This window comes from Glycomyces sp. MUSA5-2, assembly GCF_037034145.1.
In the GTDB taxonomy this organism is placed as follows: Bacteria; Actinomycetota; Actinomycetes; order Mycobacteriales; family Micromonosporaceae; genus Glycomyces; species Glycomyces artemisiae.
In genome coordinates this window covers 1-20,811 of sequence record NZ_JBAGKG010000001.1, presented here as the reverse complement: position 1 = coordinate 20,811, position 20,811 = coordinate 1, and the positions used below count along the sequence as shown (strand labels likewise).

Here is a 20,811-nt window from a genome sequence, read left to right as displayed (position 1 = left end):
CGCCCGCGCGGGGCCGGGCCCGCCCGGCCCCGCGCACCGAACCCCCAAGGAGACTGCGATGACGACCGCCCTCGCGGCCGACCGCGAACCACCCCTCGCGCGCGGGCCCGGCCGCCTGCGGCGCCTGCGCCGGGACGCCGTGCGCTACCGCTGGCTGTTCCTGCTCATGCTCCCCGGACTCGTGTACTTCGCCCTGTTCCGGTTCTGGCCCATGTACGGGGCGCGGATCGCGTTCAAGAACTACATCCCGTTCCTCGGCATCGACGGCAGTGAATGGGTCGGCTTCGCCCACTTCCAGGCGTTCCTGTCGAACCCCGACTTCCCGCGGCTGCTCGTCAACACCCTCGTCATCGCCGCGCTCAGCCTGCTCATCGCGTTCCCGCTCACGATCGTGCTGGCGCTGCTGCTCAACGAGCTGCGGCTCCAGATCCTCAAGCGCACCGTGCAGACCCTCGTCTACATCCCGCACTTCCTGTCGTGGACCGTCGTCGTGTCGATCACCGCGCTGCTGTTCGCGATCGACACCGGCCCCCTGTGGACGTTCTTCGCAGGGCTCTTCGGGACGGACGCGAACATGCTCGCCGACCCCGACTGGTTCCGGCCGCTCGTGCTCATGCAGATGGTCTGGAAGGACACCGGCTGGGGCACGATCATCTTCCTCGCCGCGCTCGCGGGCGTCGACCAGGAGCAGTACGAGGCCGCGATCATCGACGGCGCGGGCCGCTGGCAGCGCGTCCGGCACATCACGATCCCCTCGATCCTCCCCACGATCACGGTCCTGCTGATCCTGCACACCGGCCAGATCCTCAACACCGGCTTCGAGCAGATCTACCTGATGTCGAACTCGCTCAACCGGACCGTGGCCGACGTGTTCGACACGTACGTCTACTTCGCGGGGATCGAGCAGGGCGCCTACAGCTACTCCACGGCCGTGGGCCTGTTCAAGGCCATCGTCGGGCTGGTGCTCATCTTCGGCACCAACTGGCTCGCCAAGCGCTTCAACCAGCAGGGGATCTTCTGATGTCCACGACGCACAAGCGGTTCAACACCCGGGCCGGCCGCGCCTTCGACGTCCTCAACGTCGCGATGCTCACCGGCGTCGGCCTGCTCGCGATCCTGCCGTTCCTGTACGTGCTCGCCGGGTCGTTCGCCACCGAGCTGGAGATCACCACCCGGCCGTTCTTCCTGTGGCCGAACGAGTTCACGACCGCCTCGTACGCGTCGATCCTGTCCTCCGACGTGTTCGTGCGCGCCTTCGCGACCACCGTGGTCGTCACCTTCGTCGGCACGCTCGTCCAGCTCGGCCTGACCGCGCTCATGGCGTACCCGCTCGCCAAGCCCGACCTCCCCGGGCGACGCACGGTCCTCGCCCTGGTCGTGTTCACGATGGTCTTCAGCGCCGGGATGATCCCGACGTTCCTGGTCGTCAAGGACCTCGGCCTGCTCGACACCTACTGGGCGCTCATCCTGCCGCTGGCGATCAACCCGTTCAGCCTCATCATCATCAAGAACTTCTTCCAGCAGCTCCCGCGCGAGCTCGAAGAGTCCGCGAAGATCGACGGCGCCAACGAGCTCCAGGTGCTGTGGCACGTGATCCTCCCGCTGTCGAAGCCGGTCCTGGCGACGTTCGCGCTGTTCTACGCCGTCGGCATCTGGAACGACTACCTCTCGCCCCTGCTGTACCTGAGCGACACCAGCAAGTGGACGCTCCAGATGATCCTGCGGCAGGTCACCGCCGCGGCCTCGCTCTCGGCCGACGAGATGGCGACCGACGTGCCGCCCCCCGCCCAGGGGATCAAGTTCGCGGTCGTGATCATCGCGACCATCCCGGTGCTCCTGGCGTACCCGTTCCTCCAGAAGCACTTCGCCAAAGGCATGCTCATAGGAAGTGTGAAGGGCTGATGACGATCCACCTCGCCGGCGACTCCACCGTCGCCCCCACCGACGGCGGCGCGACCTCCGGGCGCCCCGACCTGCCGCTCCTGGGCTGGGGCGACGAGCTCCAGCGGTTCACCGCCGAACCGGTGCAGAACCACGCCAAAGGCGGCGCGACCACCGAGTCCTTCCGCGAGGAGGGGCGCTGGGACGCGCTCGCCGCCGCACTCGAACCCGGCGACACCGTCGTGATCCAGTTCGGGCACAACGACCAGAAGGAGCCCGAGACCCTCGCCGCCGACGGCGGCTACCGCGACCGCCTCGCCGCCTTCGTCGCCGAGACCCGCGCCGCCGGGGCCCGCCCGGTCCTCGCCACCAGCGTCGAGCGCCGCATGTTCCGCGAAGGGGCCCTGCGCCACTCGCACGGCCCGTACCCGGCCGCGGTGCGCGCCCTCGGCAAGGAGCTCGACGTCCCGGTCATCGACCTGACGGCGTTCACGCGCTGGCTCTACACCTGGCTCGGCGAGGACGAGTCGGCCGCGTTGTTCGTCCACGGCGCGGCCGCCGACCTGCGCGTCGAGGTCGACGAGAAGCTCCAAGGCGACAACACCCACTACACGACCGCCGGGGCCGCCGCGGTCGCCCGCTTCGTCGCCGAGCACCTGCACGCCCTCGACGGCGTCGGCGACGACCAAGAGCCGCTGGGGAAGTGGCTGGTCCGGCCGTGACCTACCGCAACCCGCTCGCCGAGGCGGCCGACCTCGACGGCTGGAGGGCCGAGGGCCCCGCCGGCACCGCGCACGCCGACGGCGGCCTGGTCCTCTCCAGCACCGCCGACGAGGCGGCCCTCGCCGCGGCCGGGCGCGGCGACCACGCCCACTTCACGCTCTGGTGCCCCGAGGTCTTCCCCGCCGACGTCGCGATCGAATGGGACTTCAGGCCCCTTGCGGGCGAAGGACTCGCGATGCTGTTCTTCGCCGCAGCCGGCACCGGCGGCCGCGACCTGTTCGACCCGGCGCTCAAGCCGCGCACCGGCTACTACCCGCAGTACCACTCGGGCGACGTCTCCGCCCTGCACGTGTCCTACCTGCGCCGCAAGTGGCCGGCCGAGCGCCGCTTCCGCACCTGCAACCTCCGCAAGAGCCCCGGCTTCCGCCTCGTCGCCCAGGGCGCCGACCCGCTGCCCGGCCCCGAGGACGCCGACGGCCACTACCGCGTCCGCGTCGCCAAGCGCGGCCCGGAGGTGTCGTTCGCGATCGACGGCCTGACGCTCTTCACGTTCCGCGACCCCGAACCGCTCGGCGCGGGCCGCATCGGCTTCCGCCAGATGGCCCCGCTCGTCTCCCACTACCGCGACCTTGAGGTGACCACCCTGTGACCACTGTGGATGTGCCCCTGCGCTGGCTCGACGACGCCGCGCCCGACCTCGCGCTCGCGGGCGTCACCTGCGGCGTCCCGCTCGCCCCCGGCGCCGTCGCCGACCCCGCTGAACTGTCCGTAGTAGACGACGCCGGGACCCCGGTGCCCGCCCAGACGTGGCGGCTCGCCGCCTGGCCCGACGGCAGCGTCAAATGGGCCGGGATCGCGCTCGGCGCGGGCGAGCCCGCGGACGGCTACCGGGTCGTGCGCGGCCCCGGCCCCGCACCGGCCGTGCGGGTCCACGTCGCCGAGACCGCCGACGCCGTCGAGGTCGACACCGGCGCCGCCCGCATCACCTTGTCCCGCACCGGCACCGACCTGGTCCGCTCCATCAGGGTAAGCGACGCCGAGGTCGCCGCCTCCGGCCGCCTCGTCTCCAGCCGCCAGGACCGCCCCGAACCCGACGTCCCCGGCCGCGCGCACGCCGCCGGGCACGTCACCGCCTGCGAGGTCGAGCAGGACGGGCCGCTGCGCGCGGTCGTCCGCGTCACCGGCGTCCACCGCGAGGAGTCCGGTCGCGAATGGCTCCCGTTCACCGTGCGGCTCGTGTTCGCGGCAGGGGCCGCGACGTTCCGGATCGTCCACTCCTTCACCTGGGACGGCGACCCCGAGCGGGACTTCCTCTCCTCGCTCGGCCTGCGGTTCACCGTGCCGCTGCGCGCGGACCTCCACGACCGCCACGTGCGCCTCGCGGGCGCGGGCGGCGGCTTCCTGCGCGAGGCCGTGCGCGGCCTCACCGGCCTGCGCCGCGACCCCGGCGCCGAGGTCCGCGCCGCGCAGCTCGACGGCCGCCCCGTCCCGGACCCGTCCACCTGGGACCGCGACGTGGAGCGCCTGTCGCGCTGGATCCCCGCCTGGGCCGACTACACGCTGCGCCAGCCGAACGCGAACGGCTACACGATCCGCAAGCGCACCGCCGCCGACCGGCCCTGGATCGACGCCGCCCAGGGCACCCGCGCCGACGGGCTCGCCTACGTCGGCGACACCGCGGGCGGACTCGCGTTGGGCCTCACCGGGTTCTGGCAGTCCCACCCCACCGGCCTCGACGTCCGCGCCGCCGACACCGAGGCCGCGACGCTGACCCTGTGGCTCTGGTCGCCCGACGCCGAGCCCATGGACCTGCGCTTCTACCACGACGGCCTCGGCCAGGACACCTACGCCGACCAGCTCGACGCCCTGGAGATCACCTACGAGGACTACGAGCCCGGCTTCGGCACCGCCCACGGCATCGCCCGCACCCACGAGCTCACCGTGACCCCGTACGCCGCCACGCCCCCCGTCGCCGAACTCGCCCGCCTCGCCCGCGGCACCGTCCTGCGCCCGCAGCTCGCCGCCACGCCTGAAGCCCTCCAAGGGTTCCTCGGCGACTGGGACCTGCCCGACCGCGCCGACCCGAAGCGCGCCGCCCTCGAAGACCGGCTCGACTTCCTCCTGGACTTCTACATCGGACAGATCGACCAGCGCTCCTGGTACGGGTTCTGGAACTTCGGCGACGTCATGCACGCCTACGACGCCGACCGCCACACCTGGCGCTACGACGTCGGCGGCTACGCCTGGGACAACTCCGAGCTCTCCCCGGACCTGTGGCTGTGGACCTCGTTCCTGCGCACCGGCCGCGCCGACGTCTTCCGCCTCGCCGAGCGCATGACCCGCCACACCGGCGACGTCGACGTCTACCACGCCGGCCCCTGGCGGGGCCTCGGCACGCGGCACAACGTGCAGCACTGGGGGTGCAGCGCCAAGCAGGTCCGCATCTCCACGCCCGCGTACCGCCGCGTCCACTACCTGCTCACCGGCGACGAGCACACCCGCGACCGCATGCTGGAGCAGCGCGACTCCGACGCCACGTTCCTCGCCCTCGACCCGACCCGCAAAGTGCGCGCCGACGCCGCGACCTACCGGCCCGAGCGCGGCGCGCTCGCGGTCGGCCTCGGCACCGACTGGAGCGCGCTCGCGGCGACCTGGCTGGCGGACTGGGAGATCACCGGGAACGAGCGGTCCCGCGACCGCCTCGTCGGCACGATGCGCGACATCGGATCGCTCCCGAAGGGCTTCTTCACCGGCGAGGCCCTGTACGACCTCGACAAGGGCCGCTTCGACACCGCGCGCGATCGCGTCGCCCTCTCACACCTCTCCGCCGTGTTCGGCCTGGTCGAAGTGTGCAGCGAACTGGTGTCCCTCATCGACGCCGGACTGGTCGACGCCCCCGGGTTCAAGGACGCCTGGCTCCAGTACTGCCGCCTCTACCTCGCCGACCCCGAGGCCCAGCGCGCCGAGCTCGGCACCGCCCCCGCGGGCGTCCACCTGGAGCAGGCCCATTCGCGCCTCACCGCGTACGCGGCGCACCGGCTCGGCGACGACGCGCTCGCCGACCGGGCCTGGCGCGCCTACTTCGCGGGCGGCGAGTTCATGGGGGAGGACGCGTTCCGCACCGTGCAGATCCTCCCGCCGGAGGTCCTCGCCCCCGTGGACGAGGCGCGCACGCTCTCCACCAACGACGCCGCCCAGTGCGGCCTGGCGACCATCCAGAACCTCGCCCTCATCGGGCGCCGCCTGCGCTGACCCGGGCACGCGGAAGGCCCCGGATCGCTCCGGGGCCTTCCGCGGTCTCGCTGTATTTACTCGGTCTCGGTCTCGGCGTCCGACGCCTCGGCCTCGATCTCGACCGGCGCGCCCGCGACGGGGATGCGCTGGGCCGTCGGGGCGGGCTTGACCGCACCGGCGACGCGCACCGTCAGGATGCCGTCGGCGACGCCGGCGGTCAGCTGCTCGGCCGTGGTGCCCTCCGGGAGCGTGAACTCGCGGCGGAACGAGCCGGCCGACAGGCCGCGCACCAGGTACCGGTCGCCCTCGGCGGACTCTCGGGCCTTGCGCTCGGCCGTGATCGACAGGCGGCGGCCTTCGAGCTCGACCGTGACGTCCTCGGCGCTGACGCCCGGGACCGCGGCGCGGACAACGAGGTCCTCGCCCTCGGTGTAGACGTCGGCGCGCAGGGAGTACTGCACGGCGCCGCGGCCGAAGCCGAGCCGCACGAGGCGCTCGAACTCGCGGTCGAACTGACGGAACGCCGCGTAAGGGTGCTGGTAGCGAACGATCATGGTGGTCTCCTCAGGTCTCGTCGTTAGCACTCTCGGGTGTTGAGTGCTAACGGTCTATACGACGCCCGCGCCCCGCCGAATATTTCAGCCGTGACCGGCGTCACGGGACCTACGGCGTCCCTCCTGGACCCGAGGAGTTCTTCAAAAAGCGCCCGACCTGCGACGACGCGCTCCTAGACTGACGTCGTTTCCGACCGAACGGGGGTGCGGTCCGCGATGACTCGAACCGGCACGGGAAGCCGCGCCGCCGCGGCCCTGACCGCGGCGGCGCTGGCCGCCGCCGCACTCCTCGGACCCGCCGCCGCGCAGGCCACCCCGCCGATCGTCCTCTCCGGCGCGATCACCGACCAGGTCGACGCCCTCGGCGACCGCACCGCCGACGTCGAGGACGCCATCGACGACCTGGCCTCCTCCACCGGCATCGGCATGTACGTCGCCTACATCGACAGCTTCGACTCGTACTCCCCGCAGACCTGGGCCGACACCACCGCCGTCGACTCCGGACTCGGCTCCGACGACATCCTCCTCGCCGTCGCCACCGGCGACCGCCGCTACACCTGGTCCGTCGACTCGGCATTCCCCCTCACCGACTCGCAGCTCAACGAGGTCGCCTCCAGCCTCATCGCCCCCGCCCTCCAGGACGAGGACTGGGCCCGGGCCGCCATCGACGCCGCCGCCGGATACCAGGCCGCCGCCGACGGCGACGACGTCTCCAGCGCCGGCTCCGCTTCCGGCGCCAACGTCCTCGGCATCGTCCTGTGCCTCCTCATCGTCGCCGCGATCGTCATCGCCGCCGTCGTCTGGATGCGCCGCCGCCGCAAAGGCGCACCCGCCGCCGCCAAGGGCGGCAAGCCCGTCGACCAGCGCACCACCGAAGACCTCAACCACGAGGCCAACCGGCTCCTCGTCGAGACCGACGACGCCATCCGCACCAGCGAGCAGGAGCTCGGCTTCGCCGTCGCCGAATTCGGCGACGAGGCCACCGGCGGCTTCACCCAGACCCTCAAGGGCGCCAAGGAACAGCTCTCCGAGTCGTTCCGCATCCGCCAGCTCCTCGACGACGACAAGCCCGAGACCGAGGACGAGCGCCGCCGCATGCTCGCCGACATCATCGACCGCCTCACCAGGGCCAACGGCGACCTCGACGCCGTCGCCGGGGACTTCGACGCCCTCCGCGACCTCGGCCGCCGCGCCCCCGAAGCCATCGCCGCCCTCAAGGAGCGCGCCGCGCGCATCGACCTCGACGCGGCCCGGACCGCGCTGGCCGCCATGGGGACCGCGTACCCCGCGACCGCCGCCGCCACCGTCCGCGAGTTCCCAGACAACGCCGCCGACCGGCTCCGCTTCGCACAGGAGCAGCTCGCCGACGCCGACGCCGCGGTCGCCGCCGACGACGGCGGGAAGGCGGCCGTCCTCGTCCGCGCCGCAGAGGAGGCCGTGGGCCAGGCCGAGCAGATGGCCCAGGCCGTGGTCCGCCGCGGCACCGAGCTCGACACCGCCGCGTCCCAGCTCCCCGGCGTCCTCGCCGAAGCCGAGCAGGACGCCGCCGACGCCGAGCGCCTCGCCGGAACCGAAGGGGGCCAGGCGGTCGCCGCGAAGGCCGCGAACCTCAAGGCCGTCATCGCCGAGGTCAAGGCCCAGACCGGCCCGGTCGACCCGCTCGCCGCCACCGGCCGCGTCGAGCAGGCGTCCCTCGACCTGGAGAACGAGGTGCGCGCCCTCCAAGGGGCCGTGCAGAACGCGCAGAAGGCCCGCGCGCAGCTCCAGCAGATGCTCCTGAGCGCGCAGAGCACGGCCGCGGCCGTCGAGGACTACGTGACGACCAACCGCGGCGCCGTCGGCCCCGAGGCCCGCACCCGCCTCAACGAGGCGAAGCAGCAGCTCGCCCAAGCCCGCGCGCTCGCCGACACCGACCCGGTGCAGGCCCTCGCGCTGGCGCAGCGCGCCGACCAGCTCGCGAACGCCGCGGCGCAGCTCGCACGGCAGGACGTCGAGGGCTACCTGGCGCCGTCGAACCCGAACAAGGGATCGAACCCCATGGGCGGCAACGCGGGCGCGATGCTCGGCGGCATCCTCCTGGGCCAGATCCTCGGCGGGGGCGGCGGGCGCGGCGGCGGCTTCGGTGGAGGCGGCTTCAGCGGGGGCGGTTTCGGCGGGGGCGGGGGCGGCCACCGCCGCGGGCCCGGGTCGTTCGGCGGGTCGGGCACCCGCGGGAGGCGAGGGGGTGGCGGCCGGTTCTGACTTCCGGGCCGCTGGCCCGTCTTCCGCAAGCACTGTGAACAAGGAGTGGACATGTCGAAGAAGCAGTCGATCTTCGGGAGGATCTCGCAGCTCGTCAAGGCGAACATCAACGACGCCATCGACAACGCCGAGGACCCCGCCAAGATGCTCGCCCAGATCGAGCGCGACTACAAGAACAGCATCGTGGACGCCGAGAACGCCATCGCCGAGACCATCGGGAACCTGCGGCTGATGGAGGACGACTACGCGGCCGACCAGAAGGCCGCCGACGAGTGGGGCGCGAAGGCCAAGAACGCCAGCCAGAAGGCCGACCAGCTGCGCGCGGACGGGAACGCGGCCGAGGCCGACAAGTTCGACAACCTCGCGAAGGTCGCGCTCGGCAAGCAGATCGCCGTCGAGAAGGAGATGGCCGACGAGGCGCCGATCATCAAGAGCCAGCAGGAGGTCGTGGACAAGCTCAAGACCGGCCTGGGCCAGATGAAGGACAAGCTCAACGAGCTCCAGGCCAAGCGCACGAGCCTCTCGGCCCGCGCCAAGACCGCCGAGGCGCAAAAGAAGGTCAACGAGGCCATCGGCAGCATCGACGTCATGGACCCGCTCAGCGAGGTGAGCCGCTTCGAGGACAAGGTCCGCCGGGAGGAGGCCAAGGTCCGCGGCCACCAGGAGCTCGCGATGTCCTCGCTCGACAGCCAGTTCGAGGCCCTCGACAGCGTCAGCGACGACGCCGACATCGAAGCGCGCCTCGCGGCCCTCAAAGCGGGCTGACCGCAGACGGCCCGACGGCCCCGGAGCGCGGTGCTCCGGGGCCGTTCGGCGCCGTGGGAACGGTGTTGCGCGGGCGCGGCGGCGCGGCGAGAATGGCGCCATGTCTGAAGTCGCCATCCGCCCCCGCCTCGACCGCGCCGACGCCGAAGCCCTCGTCCGCGGCGCACTCGGCGCCGACTTGGAGTTCACCGCGCACGAGGAGTTCAAGGACGGCTTCTTCAACGCCGCCCACGCCCTCGACCTCGCGGACGGCCGCCGCCTCGTCGTCAAGGTCGCGCCCGACAGGGCCGTGAAGCTCCTGCGCTACGAGGTCGACCTCATGGCGACCGAGATCGAGTGCTTCGAGCGCGGCCTCGCCGCGGGCGCCCCCATGCCGCGCGTGTGGCACGCCGACCCCGACGCCGGGATCCTCGTGATCGACCGCCTCGACGGCGCGCCGCTCTACAAGGTCCGCGGCGACATCCCCACCGATCGACTCTTGGCCCTGCGCAAGGAGATCGGCGCCCAGGCCGCCCGCTTCGCCAGCGTCACCGGCGAGCACTTCGGCTACCCGCGCGCGAGCGGGCGCACCATGAGCGGCACGTGGTCGGAGTCGTTCCTCGCCATGGTGAACGACGTGCTCGACGACATCGAGGAGCAGGGCACGGCGCTCCCGCGCCCCGTCGCCGCGATCCGCGCGTTCCTCGAAGGCGAGCGCGGACTCCTCGACGAGGTGACCCGGCCCGCGCTCGTCCACTTCGACCTGTGGGACGGCAACATCTTCGTGCGCCGGGGCGGCGACGACTGGGAGTTCGAGGCGTTCATCGACGGCGAGCGCGCGTTCTACGGCGACCCGGTCGCCGAGCTCGTGTCGCTCCAGATGGTCCCGGAGGAGGAGTTCCCCTCGGCCGTCGAGGGCTTCCTGGGGCGGCCTATGACCGCGGGGGAGGAGCGGCGGCTCGCGCTCTACCGCACGTACATCATGCTCATCCTGGTCGCCGAGTGCAAGGTCCGCGGGTTCGACGCCGAGCAGGAGGCGAACCAGAAGAAGTGGGCCACCGAGACCCTCGAACGGGACTTCACCGCGTTCGGCCTCTAGTGGTGGTGGTCGTGGTCGTCCGGGTCGGTGCGCGCCGCCGCCTTCTCCTTGGTAGCGCGCGCTAGCCCGAACGGCGGCATGTTGAAGTACGAGGTCTCGTAGGCCCCCGCGGGCACCTGGTACAGCTCGTGCCACAGGCCGACGTCGCCGTTGTCCTTCACGTTGCGGTTGAACCACTTCCAGAAGCCGCGGTGCAGGCGCTCCTGCGAGTGCGCGTACTCCTCCAGGTGGTCGCCGCTGCGCCAGTACTGGACGACCATGACGACCCGGCCGCTGAGCGCGAACCGCGAGTCGAGGAGCCCCAGCTCGGGGTCGGACGCGAGCTCCCGCAGGATCTTCCGGAGCGCGATGAGGACCGGCAGCCACCGGCCGACCTTCCACAGGCGGTTGATCCGCATGCCGCCGGTGAAGACCACGAGGTCCTCGCCGTAGTCGACCACGACGCGTCCGGGCCTGACCTTCGCCACGTGAGGACCTCCAAGGGGTGAGCGGTAGTTAGCCTCCCCTAACAGGTTAACGAAGCGTGTTCGAGACGCGTCAAGCGGTCGCATCCGCGACTCGCGTCACTCGCGTTGCGCGCCAAGCTATCCAGGCCAGCTCCACTGCGCGACCTCCGGAAGGTCCTCGCCGTGCTCGCGCGTGTACTCGCGGGCGGCGTGCCGCGCGTCGACCATCCGCTGCCGCAGGCCGGCCGCGTTCGGGCCCAGGCCCGGGACCCGGTCGATCACGTCCATGACGAGCCGGAACCGGTCGAGGTCGTTGAGCATGACCATGTCGAACGGCGTGGTCGTCGTGCCCTCCTCCTTGTAGCCGCGCACGTGGATGTTGTCGTGGTTGGTGCGCCGGTACGTGAGCCGGTGGATGAGCATCGGGTAGCCGTGGAACGCGAACAGCACCGGCCGGTCGGCGGTGAAGACCGTGTCGAACTGGCGGTCGCCCAGGCCGTGCGGGTGCTCCGTGTCCGGCTGGAGCCGCATCAGGTCCACCACGTTCACCACTCGGACCTTCAAGTCCGGCAGGTGGACTCGGAGCAGGTCGGCGGCGGCCAGCACCTCCAGGGTCGGCACGTCCCCGGCGCACGCGAGGACCACGTCGGGCTCGCGCCCCGCATCGGTCGACGCCCACTCCCAGATGCCGAGGCCCCGTTCGCAGTGGCGCACCGCCTCCTCCATGCTCGTGTACTGGAGCGCGGGCTGCTTCCCGGCGACCACCACGTTCACGTACTGTCGGCTGCGGAGGCAGTGGTCCATCGTGGACAGCAGCGTGTTCGCGTCCGGCGGCAGGTACACCCGCACGATGTCGGCCTTCTTGTTCATCACGTGGTCGATGAACCCCGGGTCCTGGTGCGAGAACCCGTTGTGGTCCTGGCGCCACACGTGGCTCGACAAGAGGTAGTTCAGCGACGCGATCGGCCGCCGCCACGGGATGTCCCCGGAGGAGTCCAGCCACTTCGCATGCTGGTTGAACATCGAGTCCACGATGTGGATGAACGCCTCGTAGCTCGTGAACAGGCCGTGCCGACCCGTGAGGAGGTACCCCTCCAGCCAGCCCTCGCACAGGTGCTCCGACAGCGCCTCCATGACCCGCCCGTGCGGCGCCTGGTGCTCGTCGGTCGGCAGGATCTCCGCCTGCCACTGCCGGTCCGTCGCCTCGAACACCGCGCCGAGCCGGTTCGACTCGACCTCGTCGGGCCCGAACAGCCGGAACCGGTCCGGATTCCCCGACATGACGTCGCGCAGCCACGCCCCCAGCACCCGCGTCGCCTCCCCGACGGTGCGCCCGTGCCCCTCGATCGCGACCCCGTAGTCCCGGTAGTCCGGCAGCACCAGGTCCCGCAGCACCAGGCCCCCGTTCGCGTGCGGGTTCGCGCTCATCCGCGCCTCGCCCTCCGGCGGCAGCCCCAGCAGCTCCGGCACCGGCGCGCCCGTCGCGTCGAACAGGTCCTCCGGCCGGTACGAGCGCATCCACTCCTCAAGCATCGCAAGGTGATCCGCATTCGTGCGCACCGCCGACAGCGGCACCTGGTGCGCCCGCCACGTCCCCTCCACCGGCACGCCGTCCACCTCGGACGGACCCGTCCAGCCCTTCGGCGTGCGCAGCACGATCATCGGCCACCGCGGCCGCACCGGCGACCCGTTCGCCCGCGACCGCGCGTCCGCGCGGATCTCCGCGATCCGGTCGAAGCACGCGTCGAGGGTCCCCGCCAACTGCTGGTGCACGTCCGCCGGATCGTCCCCGTCCACCAGGAACGGCTCGTACCCCGCGCCCCGGAAGAAGCTCGCCCGGTCCTCGTCGGAGATCCGCGCGAACACCGTCTGGTTCGCGATCTTGTACCCGTTCAGATGCAGGATCGGCAGCACCGTCCCGTCCGACACCGGGTTCAGGAACACGTTCGAGAACCACGACCCCGCCATTGGCCCCGTCTCCGCCTCCCCGTCGCCCACCACGCACGCCACCGTCAGCCCCGGGTTGTCGAACGCCGCCCCGTACGCGTGCGACAGCGCGTACCCCAGCTCGCCGCCCTCGTGGATCGAGCCCGGCACCTCCGCCGCCACATGCGACGGGATCCCGCCCGGGAACGAGAACTGCCGGAACAGCCGCCGCATCCCCTCCTCGGAGTGGTTCACCGACGGGTACAGCTCCGGGTACGTCCCCTCCAGCCACGTGTTCGCGACCATCGCCGGACCCCCGTGCCCCGGCCCGCACACGTAGATCATGTCCAGGCCCCGCGCCTTGATGCACCGGTTCAAGTGCGCGTAGATCAGGCTCAGCCCCGGGCTCGTGCCCCAGTGGCCCAGCAGCCGCGGCTTGACGTGCTCAGGCCGCAGCGGCTCGCGCAGCAGCGGATTGTCGAGCAGGTAGATCTGCCCCACCGTCAGATAGTTCGCGGCCCGCCAGTAGGCGTCGACGAGCGCCAGCTCCTCTTCGGAAAGCGGCGCGCTGGAACGGTCGGTCTTCGCGGTGTCCATGCGTCAGAGCGTGCCCCATAACGCGCGCACTGACCGCGATTCGCAAGAATAATTCGCGCTCGGCCCGGTCCCGGTCCTTCAGCAGCCGCTCCACCGCCGCCAGCCGCCCCTTCACCTCGATCAGCGCCGCCCGGACCTCCGTCGCGTCCACGCTCGCCTTCTCCGCGAGGTCCCGGTACTGGTCCGCCCGCTCCTCCGCCGCCCGCGACTTCGCCGCAGACGCCGCGAACGCGATCCCCGTGATGATGATCGCCGTCACGAGCAGGGACATCCCGAAGACGAACAACATCCCCGACTGGCCCATGTTCATAGCGCGCTCCCATCCTCCGACGCCTCCCGAAAGTGTAAGGCCCCGCGCCGTCGCACCCGCGGGGCACAATCACAGGCATGCTCGCCGACCACCTGCCCGTCTTCAACATCCGCCTGCGCACCGAACGCCTCGAACTGCGCCTGCCCGACCTCGACGACCTGGCAGCACTCGCCGACCGCGCCGCCGAAGGCGTCCACGACCCCTCCTTCCAGCCCTTCGAGAACGCCTGGACCGAAGCCGAACCCCGCGAGCGCGCCCGCACCGCCCTCCTGTGGAACCTCCGCCTCCTCGCCGGCCTCGACCCCGACCGCTGGAGCCTCCCCTTCGTCGCCGTCCACGACGGCCGCGTCATCGGCAAGCAGGACCTCGCCGCCAAGCAGTACAACCTCACCCGCGAAGCCACCACCGCCTCCTGGCTCGGCCGGGCCCACCACGGCCGCGGACTCGGCACCGAGATGCGCGCCGCCGTCCTCGCCCTCCTCTTCGACGGCCTCGACGCCGAATGGGCCCTCAGCGACTCCCTCGACGGCAACGGCCCCTCCGAAGGCGTCTCCCGCAAACTCGGCTACAAAGCCGACGGCATCGACCACCAGGTCTACAAGGACCGGCGCGTCACCAGCCGCCGCTGGCGCCTCACCCGCGCCGACTGGGAGGCCCACCGCACCCACGAGGTCGCCGTCGAAGGACTCGACCGCGACGCCAAAGCCATGCTCGGCGCCGCATAACTCGATTGCGGGACCCGCGCCGCCCCCGGAAGAATCGAGCCATGCTCGCCGACTACCTGCCGGTCTACAAGATCCGGCTCCGCACCGAACGGCTCGAACTGCGCCTGCCCGACTTCGACGACCTCGCCGCGCTGGCCGACCGGGCCTCCGAGGGCGTCCACGACCCGGACTTCATGCCGTTCCTGATGCCGTGGACGGACGCCGAGCCGCTCCAGCGGGGCCGCGGCACGATCCTGTGGCACTTCCGGGCCGTCGCGGCGTCGACGCCCGAGAAGTGGGTGCTGCCGTTCGTCGTGGTCCACGACGGCAAGGTCGTCGGCGTCCAGGAGGTCAAGGGCGACCAGATCGCGCTCACCCGCGAGGCGTCCACCGGCTCGTGGCTCGGCCTCGCCCACCACGGGCAGGGCATCGGCACGGAGATGCGCGCGGCGGTCCTGGAGTTCATCTTCACCGGCCTCGGCGCCGAGTACGCCACGAGCGCCTCGCTCGACGGCAACGGCCCGTCCTCGGGCGTCTCGCGCAAGCTCGGCTACAAGGCCGACGGCATCGAGCACCACGTGGTGCGCGGCGTGCGCCGCCAGGACAACCGCTGGCGCCTCTCGCGCGAGGACTGGGAGGCGCACCGCAAGCACGAGGTGCGCATCGAGGGGTTCGGCGAGGAGGCCCGCGCGATGCTCGGCCTCGGCGCCGCGGAAGCGTGATCTGAGCCCCAATCGGCGCCAAGGCCCCATGAAGTCCGATTGAACCGTGCGCTACAGTATGGTCGTTCGCAAGTCAAGGCTTGTGAAATGCGGACGTAGCGCAGTTGGTAGCGCGACACCTTGCCAAGGTGTAGGTCGCCGGTTCGATCCCGGTCGTCCGCTCCGATGAGAAGGGGCCTCCCGAACGGGAGGCCCCTTTTCTCATGCCTTGGCGTCCTTCGGAATCCAGCGGATACCCATCTCCTGGTCCTCGACCGCGCGCCCGGGGAGCGGGTCGCCGCCGGGGGCCCGGAGGGCCTGGAGCGGCAGTTCGAGGCTGCGGAGGCGCAGCTCGGTGGTCCGCTCCTTGTCGCCGATGCGGATCGACGCGAGCGACTCGGTGATCATGATGAGGTCGCCGATCCGCGCGTCAGGGCGGAGCACGCCCGCGCCGTGGAGCTTCTCCATGAGCACGTGGTTGAGCCGGTCGCCCTCGATCGCGGCCTTGAACATCTCCTCGGAGGGCGTGAAGGTCCCGGCGAGCTTGACGGTGATCGACGCGGTGTCGGCCGCGACGACGGCTCTCATGAAGGCGCAGAACGCGTCCCACGGGTCGCCGTCGTCGTCGATCGCCTCCTGGACGAGCTCCATGTGCCGCGCCAGGCCGTCGCTGCACAGCTTGCGCAGCAGGTCCTCCTTGCTGGGGTAGCGGCGGTACAGCGCGCTGATGCCGACCCCGGCGCGCTTGGCGACCTCCGCGATCGGCGCGGCCGGGTCGTCGACGAACACCTCGTGGGCGGCTTCGAGGATGAGCTTGTCGTTGCGGGCGGCCTGCGCCTTGCGCCCGCTGAGCGGCTTGTCGGTCATGGCACGCATCCTATCCGGAACAGAGCGGTTCATTCTGGTACGCCTTCGCCGGCCGCACCCGAAGGCACGACCGGCGGAGGGGGCTCATTGCGTTCAGTGCTCGGCCTTCGCCTGCTTCGGCAGGCCGAACGCGACGAGGAACGCCACCAGCGTGAGCAGGACCGTCAGGCCCGCCACCGCCTGGGCCGCGTCCATCGACTCGGCCGCGCCGGAGCCGATCGCGAAGCGGCTGAAGAACACCGTCCCGAGCCCGGCGACGCCCAGCGCCGATGCGCCCTGCTGGAAGGACTCCAGGAGGCCCGACGCGGAGCCGACTTCGTGGTCCTCCAGGTCGCCGGTGATGATCCCGAAGAGCGGCACGAAGATCATGCCCATGCCGATCCCGAAGACGCCGAGCGCCGGGGACAGCGCCCAGGTACCGGGCGCGGCGGCGGCGCCGAACTGGAGCCAGACCACGGTCAGGCCGACCGCCATCACCGCGAGGCCGAGGTGCAGGACGCCGCGGCCGAGCTTCGGCGCGAGGGCCGCGGAGGAGCCGGAGCCGATGAACGCGCCGACCGCCCACGCGGCCATCGCCAGGCTCGCCTGGAGCGGGCCGAAGCCGAGGCCGAGCTGGAGGAACAGGCCGACGGCGAGCGAGAACCCGGTGACCGCGCCGAAGAAGACCACGACGAAGGCGATGCCGGAGGTGTAGGACCGCTTCTTGAAGACGCTCAGCTCGACCAGCGCGGTGCGTCCGGAGCGGGCGCGGCGGGCCTGGGTCCAGGTGAACAGGCCCAGGACCGGGACGGAGGCGACGAGCATCGCGATCGACCAGGCCGGCCAGCCGAGCTCGCGGCCCTCGACGAGCGGCACGAGCAGCAGGCACATCCCGGCGCCCGCGATGAGCGCGCCGCCGAGGTCGAGCTTGAGGCCCTTGACCGTGGGAGCTCCAGCGGGCAGGACCTTCGCGCCGAGGACGATCGCGGCGAGGCCGAGCGGCAGGTTGATGAGGAAGATCGAGCGCCAGCCCGTGCCGAGCAGGTCCGCGTCGACGAGGACCCCGGCGACGACGGGTCCGGCGATCGAGGCGAGCCCGATGGCGGGGCCGAACAGCGCGTAGGCCTTGCCCATGTCGCGGCCGAACATGTCGCGGATGAGCCCGAAGCACTGCGGCACCATGACCGCGGCGAAGACGCCCTGGACGACGCGGGCGGCGAGGAGCAGCCCGATCGAGTCGGCCAGGCCGCAGGCGAGCGAGGCGGCGAGGAAGCCGGCCAGGCCGATCATGAGGACCCGCTTGCGGCCGAACATGTCCCCGAGGCGCCCGCCGGTGAGCAGGCCGACCGCGAGGGCGAGGGTGTAGCCCGCCGAGAGCCACTGGATCGTGGCGGCGGTGCCGCCGAGGTCGCCGCGGATCGCGGGGGCCGCGACGTTGACGATCGAGGCGTCGAGCAGGTTGAGGAGGGTCGCGGAGAGGATGGCGACGAGGCCGAGCCAGCGGCGGGGGAAGGTCCGCGGGTGCGCGGCGTCCGCCGCTGCGGCGGGGGTCGGGGTTTCGACGATGGCGGTCACGGGTGCCTCCGGTTGATCCGAGTTCTGTGGAACGGAACGCTTGATTCCACTATAGCAGAGCGGAATGATCTGTTCCAATAGCGGGGCCGAAAAAATCCCGCAGCGGTATCGCTGCGGGCTTGAGCTGCTGGAACGCCGGGGCCTAGGTCTCCTGCCCCGCGTTCAGGTAGCCGAAGATGATGATCATCGCGACCGCGACGATCACCAGCCAGAGCGTCGCCTTGCGGAACTTGTGGCGCGCGCCGGGGGAGAACCACATGACCGCCGCGATGATGAGCAGGACCCCGACGACCACGCCGGGGGCGGCGCCCAGATTATCTTCCATCTTCAGACCAATCGCATCAGAGGTGACCAGGGGACTGTTGTACCGGTCGCCCGTTCCATCATCCCGACCGGGGCCCGGCCGGTCAACCCGAACGGCTCACCACTCGCATGTGGTCCCTTCGGCGTTGCGGCTGTGGTACGAGAGCGTGACCTGGTCGGCGTAGTCGACCGTGGAGCCCGCGGACGGGAACTGCTGCACCACGGTGCAGTGGGCGGGCTCCGGGGTGATCGCGTAGTAGCCGACGTCGGCGACGACGTTGCTGAACCCAAGGCCCTCAAGGTAGTCGCGGGCGTCGAACGTGGTCCGGCCGGTCACGTCGGGCAGCTCGGTGGTCCCGGACTTCGGCTCGTCGGCCTCTTCCTCCTGGGTCTCCTCGCCGCCGGTCTCGCCCGAGCCCCCTTCGGAGCCGCCGCCATCGGTGCCGCCGCCGCTCTCGGTCTCCTGCGCCGCAGGGGACTCCGTGGCGGACTCGGACGCCTCCGGGTCCGGCGAGGCCGACGTCTCCACGGCCCCGGTCGTATTCGCCGCGGCCTCCACCGTGGACTCGTCGGCGCCGCCCCGCGGCCCGTCGCCGGTCCACGGGCTCCATGCCACGACCCCGAACACGGCCGCCGCCAGCACCACCGCGACAGCCACCAGCGCGAGGCGCCGCCGCGGCCGCCGTTCGGTCTCCTCGACGGGAACGCCCGGCTCCACCGGTGGCGGCACCGCGATCTCCCCGGTCGCCGCTGCCCGGCACGCCGCCGCGAACTCCGCGCCGGACTCCCAGCGCTCCTCCGGGGCCTTCCGCAGCGACCGCGAGACGACCGCCGCGATCTGCGGCGGGACCGTGTCCGGCAGCGCGGGCGGCTCCTCGTAGAGGTGACTGTGGATGACCGCCATCGGATCGCGCGCCGGGAACGGCGGCGTCCCCGTCAGGCACTCGTACGCGACCGCGCCGAGCGAGTACAGGTCCGACTTCCCGGTGACGTCCTGGTTCCGCAGCCGCTCGGGCGACACGTACGGGACCGTCCCGAGCACCTCCTTCGAGTCGGTCAGCCGCGAGCGGTCCACGAGCAGTGAGATCCCGAAGTCCACCACCCGGACCCGCCCGTCGGCGTCGATGAGGAGGTTCGCGGGCTTGACGTCCCGGTGGACCACGCCGCGCCGGTGGGCCTCGCCGAGCGCGTCGGCGGCCTCGGCGACGATCCGCATCGTCCGCTCCGGGTCCAGCCGCTCCTCGCGGGCGAGCAGCCGCGCCAGCGAGACGCCGTCGACCAGCTCCATCGCGAGGAAGTGGACGGTGCGGTCCCCGTCGAGCTCCTCGCCGTACTCGTAGACCTGGACGTAGCCCGGGCCCTTGAGGCTCGCGAGGGTCTTCGCCTCCCGCTCGAAGCGCTCCCCGGCGCCGTCGAGGCCGGGCAGGAGGATCTTGACGGCGACGTCGCGGTCGAGCTGCTCGTCCCGGGCCCGCCAGACCGCGCCCATGGCGCCCGAGTCGATGAGCCGGTCGAGCCGGTACCGGCCTGCGAGAAGGGTTCCCGATTCCACGGGAACCAGTCTGACGGCCGCTTGCCACGCGGCAGGTCCGGGGTCCCCGTTCGGGTCCATCCGGCCCGAAATCCACTAGGCTGGCAACGAAACCGAGCGGAGGAGGACCCAATGCCCGAATTCATCGAAGTCCCCAAGGGCCTCGACCGCGTCATCGTCGCGGACACCGAGATCGGCGACGTCCGCGGCGAGGAGGGCTTCTACCACTACCGCCAGTACAACGCCGTCGAGCTCGCGAAGCACTGCACGTTCGAGCAGGTCTGGTACCTCATGACCCACGCCGAGCTGCCCACCCGCGCCCAGCTCGACGCCTTCAAGGCCCAGGTGGCGCCCTACCGCACCCTCACCCCGCAGCTGCGCGACCTGCTCCCGCACCTCGCCGCCGACTCGCCGCTCGACGGCCTGCGCACCGCGCTCTCGGCCGCGTGCGCCGCCCGCCCCATGAAGCCCGTCCTCGACATCGACGAGGCCGCCCGCGCCGACGACGCACTGTTCGCGTGCGCCGTCACCCCCGCGATCCTCACCGCCATGTGGCGCCTGGGCCAGGGCCGGGAGCCGCTCGACCCGCGCGAGGACCTCGGCTACGCCGCCAACTACCTGTACATGACCACCGGCGAGGTGCCCTCCCCGGAGGCCGCGCGCGCGATCGAGCACTACCTGATCCTCACGATCGACCACGGCTTCAACGCCTCCACGTTCACCTCCCGCGTCATCGCCTCCACCGGCGCCGACCTCGGCGCGGCCCTCGTCGGCGCGATCGGCGCCCTCTCCGGGCCGCTCCACGGCGGCGCCCCCGCGCGGGCCCTCGACGCGCTCGACGCGATCGGCGGGCCGGACAACATCGACGCGTGGATCCGCGGCGAACTTGAGGCCGGGCGGCGCATCATGGGCTTCGGCCACGCCGTCTACAAGACCGACGACCCGCGCTCGCTGCACCTGCGCGACGTCGCCGACGAGTTCGGCGGCGACATCGTGGACTTCGCGAAGACCGTGGAGCGCCGCGTGGTCGAGATCCTCGCCGAGGTCAAGCCCGGCCGCAAGCTCTACACGAACGTCGAGTTCTACGCGGGCGTCGTCATGGAGCTCGCGGGCGTCCCGCGCCCCATGTTCACGCCGACGTTCACGACCAGCCGCGTCGTCGGCTGGAGCGCGAACATCCTCGAACAGGCCCGCGACTCCAAGATCATCCGCCCCCGGGCCCGCTACGTCGGGACCCCGCCGCCCGTGCCGGTCCCTGAGGACGGCTTCGCCGACTGAGCGCGGCTCGCGTCCGTTCCCGCTTTCGGGCGACAAGGCGGCCGCCCGCGGCCGTTCTTGTCGGACCCGGGCGGGAGGATCGGCGCCTATCCTCTTCCCCGGGCGGGTGGGGGCTAGG

At 71.7% G+C, this 20,811-nt stretch carries 18 protein-coding genes and 1 tRNA gene; 12 read left to right on the top strand and 7 right to left on the bottom strand.

Going from position 1 to position 20,811, the window contains the following annotated elements:
* Positions 1 to 58: 58 nt before the first annotated feature.
* The 5 genes from WA640_RS00095 to WA640_RS00075 are packed head-to-tail and all read left to right on the top strand — an operon-like array spanning position 59 to position 5,856.
* Positions 59 to 1,021, top strand: coding sequence for an ABC transporter permease (locus tag WA640_RS00095; RefSeq protein ID WP_106362426.1), 963 nt, complete (start codon positions 59 to 61; stop codon positions 1,019 to 1,021).
* The gene (locus tag WA640_RS00090; protein ID WP_335985527.1) at positions 1,021 to 1,902 is read left to right on the top strand and encodes a carbohydrate ABC transporter permease; all 882 of its coding nucleotides are present in this window, start codon (positions 1,021 to 1,023) and stop codon (positions 1,900 to 1,902) included. The genes WA640_RS00095 and WA640_RS00090 overlap by 1 nt, the downstream gene beginning before the upstream one ends.
* Positions 1,902 to 2,603: a rhamnogalacturonan acetylesterase gene (locus WA640_RS00085; RefSeq protein WP_335985526.1), complete on the top strand. Its 702-nt coding sequence runs from the start codon at positions 1,902 to 1,904 to the stop codon at positions 2,601 to 2,603. The genes WA640_RS00090 and WA640_RS00085 overlap by 1 nt, the downstream gene beginning before the upstream one ends.
* Positions 2,600 to 3,253, top strand: a complete 654-nt coding sequence (locus WA640_RS00080) for a DUF1961 family protein (RefSeq protein ID WP_335985525.1) — start codon at positions 2,600 to 2,602, stop codon at positions 3,251 to 3,253. The genes WA640_RS00085 and WA640_RS00080 overlap by 4 nt, the downstream gene beginning before the upstream one ends.
* A complete protein-coding gene (locus tag WA640_RS00075) occupies positions 3,250 to 5,856 on the top strand; it encodes an exo-rhamnogalacturonan lyase family protein (protein ID WP_335985524.1) in 2,607 nt (868 codons plus the stop codon). The genes WA640_RS00080 and WA640_RS00075 overlap by 4 nt, the downstream gene beginning before the upstream one ends.
* 56 nt (positions 5,857 to 5,912) lie before the next feature.
* On the opposite strand, the gene WA640_RS00070 is transcribed toward WA640_RS00075, so the two are convergent.
* Positions 5,913 to 6,392, bottom strand: a complete 480-nt coding sequence (locus WA640_RS00070; RefSeq protein ID WP_335985523.1) for an Hsp20/alpha crystallin family protein — start codon at positions 6,390 to 6,392, stop codon at positions 5,913 to 5,915.
* A 216-nt stretch (positions 6,393 to 6,608) separates the two neighbouring features.
* Here WA640_RS00070 and WA640_RS00065 point away from each other — a divergent pair, with 216 nt between their 5' ends.
* The 3 genes from WA640_RS00065 (at position 6,609) to WA640_RS00055 (ending at position 10,476) form a co-directional block, all read left to right on the top strand.
* Positions 6,609 to 8,633, top strand: a complete 2,025-nt coding sequence (locus WA640_RS00065) for a TPM domain-containing protein (RefSeq protein ID WP_335985522.1) — start codon at positions 6,609 to 6,611, stop codon at positions 8,631 to 8,633.
* 51 nt (positions 8,634 to 8,684) lie between these two features.
* On the top strand, positions 8,685 to 9,398 hold the full coding sequence (locus WA640_RS00060) for a PspA/IM30 family protein (RefSeq protein WP_335985521.1): 714 nt from the start codon (positions 8,685 to 8,687) through the stop codon (positions 9,396 to 9,398).
* Between the two features lie 100 nt (positions 9,399 to 9,498).
* A complete protein-coding gene (locus WA640_RS00055) occupies positions 9,499 to 10,476 on the top strand; it encodes a phosphotransferase family protein (RefSeq protein WP_335985520.1) in 978 nt (325 codons plus the stop codon).
* Here the strand turns inward: WA640_RS00055 and WA640_RS00050 are convergent.
* Positions 10,473 to 10,943, bottom strand: a complete 471-nt coding sequence (locus WA640_RS00050; protein ID WP_335985519.1) for a DUF4188 domain-containing protein — start codon at positions 10,941 to 10,943, stop codon at positions 10,473 to 10,475. The genes WA640_RS00055 and WA640_RS00050 overlap by 4 nt on opposite strands.
* 117 nt (positions 10,944 to 11,060) lie before the next feature.
* Positions 11,061 to 13,445, bottom strand: a complete 2,385-nt coding sequence (locus WA640_RS00045) for a phosphoketolase family protein (RefSeq protein ID WP_335985517.1) — start codon at positions 13,443 to 13,445, stop codon at positions 11,061 to 11,063.
* A 387-nt stretch (positions 13,446 to 13,832) separates the two neighbouring features.
* Between WA640_RS00045 and WA640_RS00040 the strand changes: the two genes are divergently transcribed.
* The 3 genes from WA640_RS00040 (at position 13,833) to WA640_RS00030 (ending at position 15,343) form a co-directional block, all read left to right on the top strand.
* Complete coding sequence (locus WA640_RS00040; protein WP_335985516.1) at positions 13,833 to 14,480, top strand: GNAT family N-acetyltransferase; 648 nt, start codon at positions 13,833 to 13,835, stop codon at positions 14,478 to 14,480.
* A 41-nt stretch (positions 14,481 to 14,521) separates the two neighbouring features.
* On the top strand, positions 14,522 to 15,181 hold the full coding sequence (locus WA640_RS00035; RefSeq protein ID WP_335985515.1) for a GNAT family N-acetyltransferase: 660 nt from the start codon (positions 14,522 to 14,524) through the stop codon (positions 15,179 to 15,181).
* 89 nt (positions 15,182 to 15,270) lie between these two features.
* Positions 15,271 to 15,343, top strand: a tRNA-Gly gene (locus tag WA640_RS00030).
* A gap of 39 nt (positions 15,344 to 15,382) precedes the next feature.
* Here WA640_RS00030 and WA640_RS00025 read toward each other — a convergent pair.
* From WA640_RS00025 to WA640_RS00010, 4 genes are all read right to left on the bottom strand, one after another.
* Positions 15,383 to 16,027, bottom strand: a complete 645-nt coding sequence (locus tag WA640_RS00025; protein WP_335985514.1) for a TetR/AcrR family transcriptional regulator — start codon at positions 16,025 to 16,027, stop codon at positions 15,383 to 15,385.
* Positions 16,028 to 16,120: 93 nt separating this feature from the next.
* The gene (locus tag WA640_RS00020; RefSeq protein ID WP_335985513.1) at positions 16,121 to 17,581 is read right to left on the bottom strand and encodes an MFS transporter; all 1,461 of its coding nucleotides are present in this window, start codon (positions 17,579 to 17,581) and stop codon (positions 16,121 to 16,123) included.
* Between the two features lie 142 nt (positions 17,582 to 17,723).
* The gene (locus tag WA640_RS00015) at positions 17,724 to 17,906 is read right to left on the bottom strand and encodes a hypothetical protein (protein ID WP_146147958.1); all 183 of its coding nucleotides are present in this window, start codon (positions 17,904 to 17,906) and stop codon (positions 17,724 to 17,726) included.
* 96 nt (positions 17,907 to 18,002) lie between these two features.
* Positions 18,003 to 19,436 (bottom strand): serine/threonine protein kinase, encoded by a 1,434-nt coding sequence (locus tag WA640_RS00010; RefSeq protein WP_335985511.1) that lies wholly within the window; start codon positions 19,434 to 19,436, stop codon positions 18,003 to 18,005.
* A 111-nt stretch (positions 19,437 to 19,547) separates the two neighbouring features.
* Between WA640_RS00010 and WA640_RS00005 the strand changes: the two genes are divergently transcribed.
* The gene (locus WA640_RS00005) at positions 19,548 to 20,693 is read left to right on the top strand and encodes a citrate synthase/methylcitrate synthase (RefSeq protein WP_335985510.1); all 1,146 of its coding nucleotides are present in this window, start codon (positions 19,548 to 19,550) and stop codon (positions 20,691 to 20,693) included.
* The last annotated feature ends 118 nt before the right edge of the window (positions 20,694 to 20,811 follow it).

What these genes read in the sequence shown, in the direction of transcription:
- WA640_RS00065 (WP_335985522.1), top strand. Translation starts at nt 6,609, where the DNA reads ATGACTCGAACCGGCACGGGAAGCCGCGCCGCCGCGGCCCTGACCGCG.
- WA640_RS00025 (WP_335985514.1), bottom strand. Translation starts at nt 16,027, where the DNA reads ATGACCGACAAGCCGCTCAGCGGGCGCAAGGCGCAGGCCGCCCGCAAC.
- WA640_RS00040 (WP_335985516.1), top strand. Translation starts at nt 13,833, where the DNA reads ATGCTCGCCGACCACCTGCCCGTCTTCAACATCCGCCTGCGCACCGAA.
- WA640_RS00085 (WP_335985526.1), top strand. Translation starts at nt 1,902, where the DNA reads ATGACGATCCACCTCGCCGGCGACTCCACCGTCGCCCCCACCGACGGC.
- WA640_RS00005 (WP_335985510.1), top strand. Translation starts at nt 19,548, where the DNA reads ATGCCCGAATTCATCGAAGTCCCCAAGGGCCTCGACCGCGTCATCGTC.
- WA640_RS00045 (WP_335985517.1), bottom strand. Translation starts at nt 13,445, where the DNA reads ATGGACACCGCGAAGACCGACCGTTCCAGCGCGCCGCTTTCCGAAGAG.
- WA640_RS00015 (WP_146147958.1), bottom strand. Translation starts at nt 17,906, where the DNA reads ATGGAAGATAATCTGGGCGCCGCCCCCGGCGTGGTCGTCGGGGTCCTG.
- WA640_RS00060 (WP_335985521.1), top strand. Translation starts at nt 8,685, where the DNA reads ATGTCGAAGAAGCAGTCGATCTTCGGGAGGATCTCGCAGCTCGTCAAG.
- WA640_RS00090 (WP_335985527.1), top strand. Translation starts at nt 1,021, where the DNA reads ATGTCCACGACGCACAAGCGGTTCAACACCCGGGCCGGCCGCGCCTTC.
- WA640_RS00035 (WP_335985515.1), top strand. Translation starts at nt 14,522, where the DNA reads ATGCTCGCCGACTACCTGCCGGTCTACAAGATCCGGCTCCGCACCGAA.
- WA640_RS00055 (WP_335985520.1), top strand. Translation starts at nt 9,499, where the DNA reads ATGTCTGAAGTCGCCATCCGCCCCCGCCTCGACCGCGCCGACGCCGAA.
- WA640_RS00070 (WP_335985523.1), bottom strand. Translation starts at nt 6,392, where the DNA reads ATGATCGTTCGCTACCAGCACCCTTACGCGGCGTTCCGTCAGTTCGAC.
- WA640_RS00095 (WP_106362426.1), top strand. Translation starts at nt 59, where the DNA reads ATGACGACCGCCCTCGCGGCCGACCGCGAACCACCCCTCGCGCGCGGG.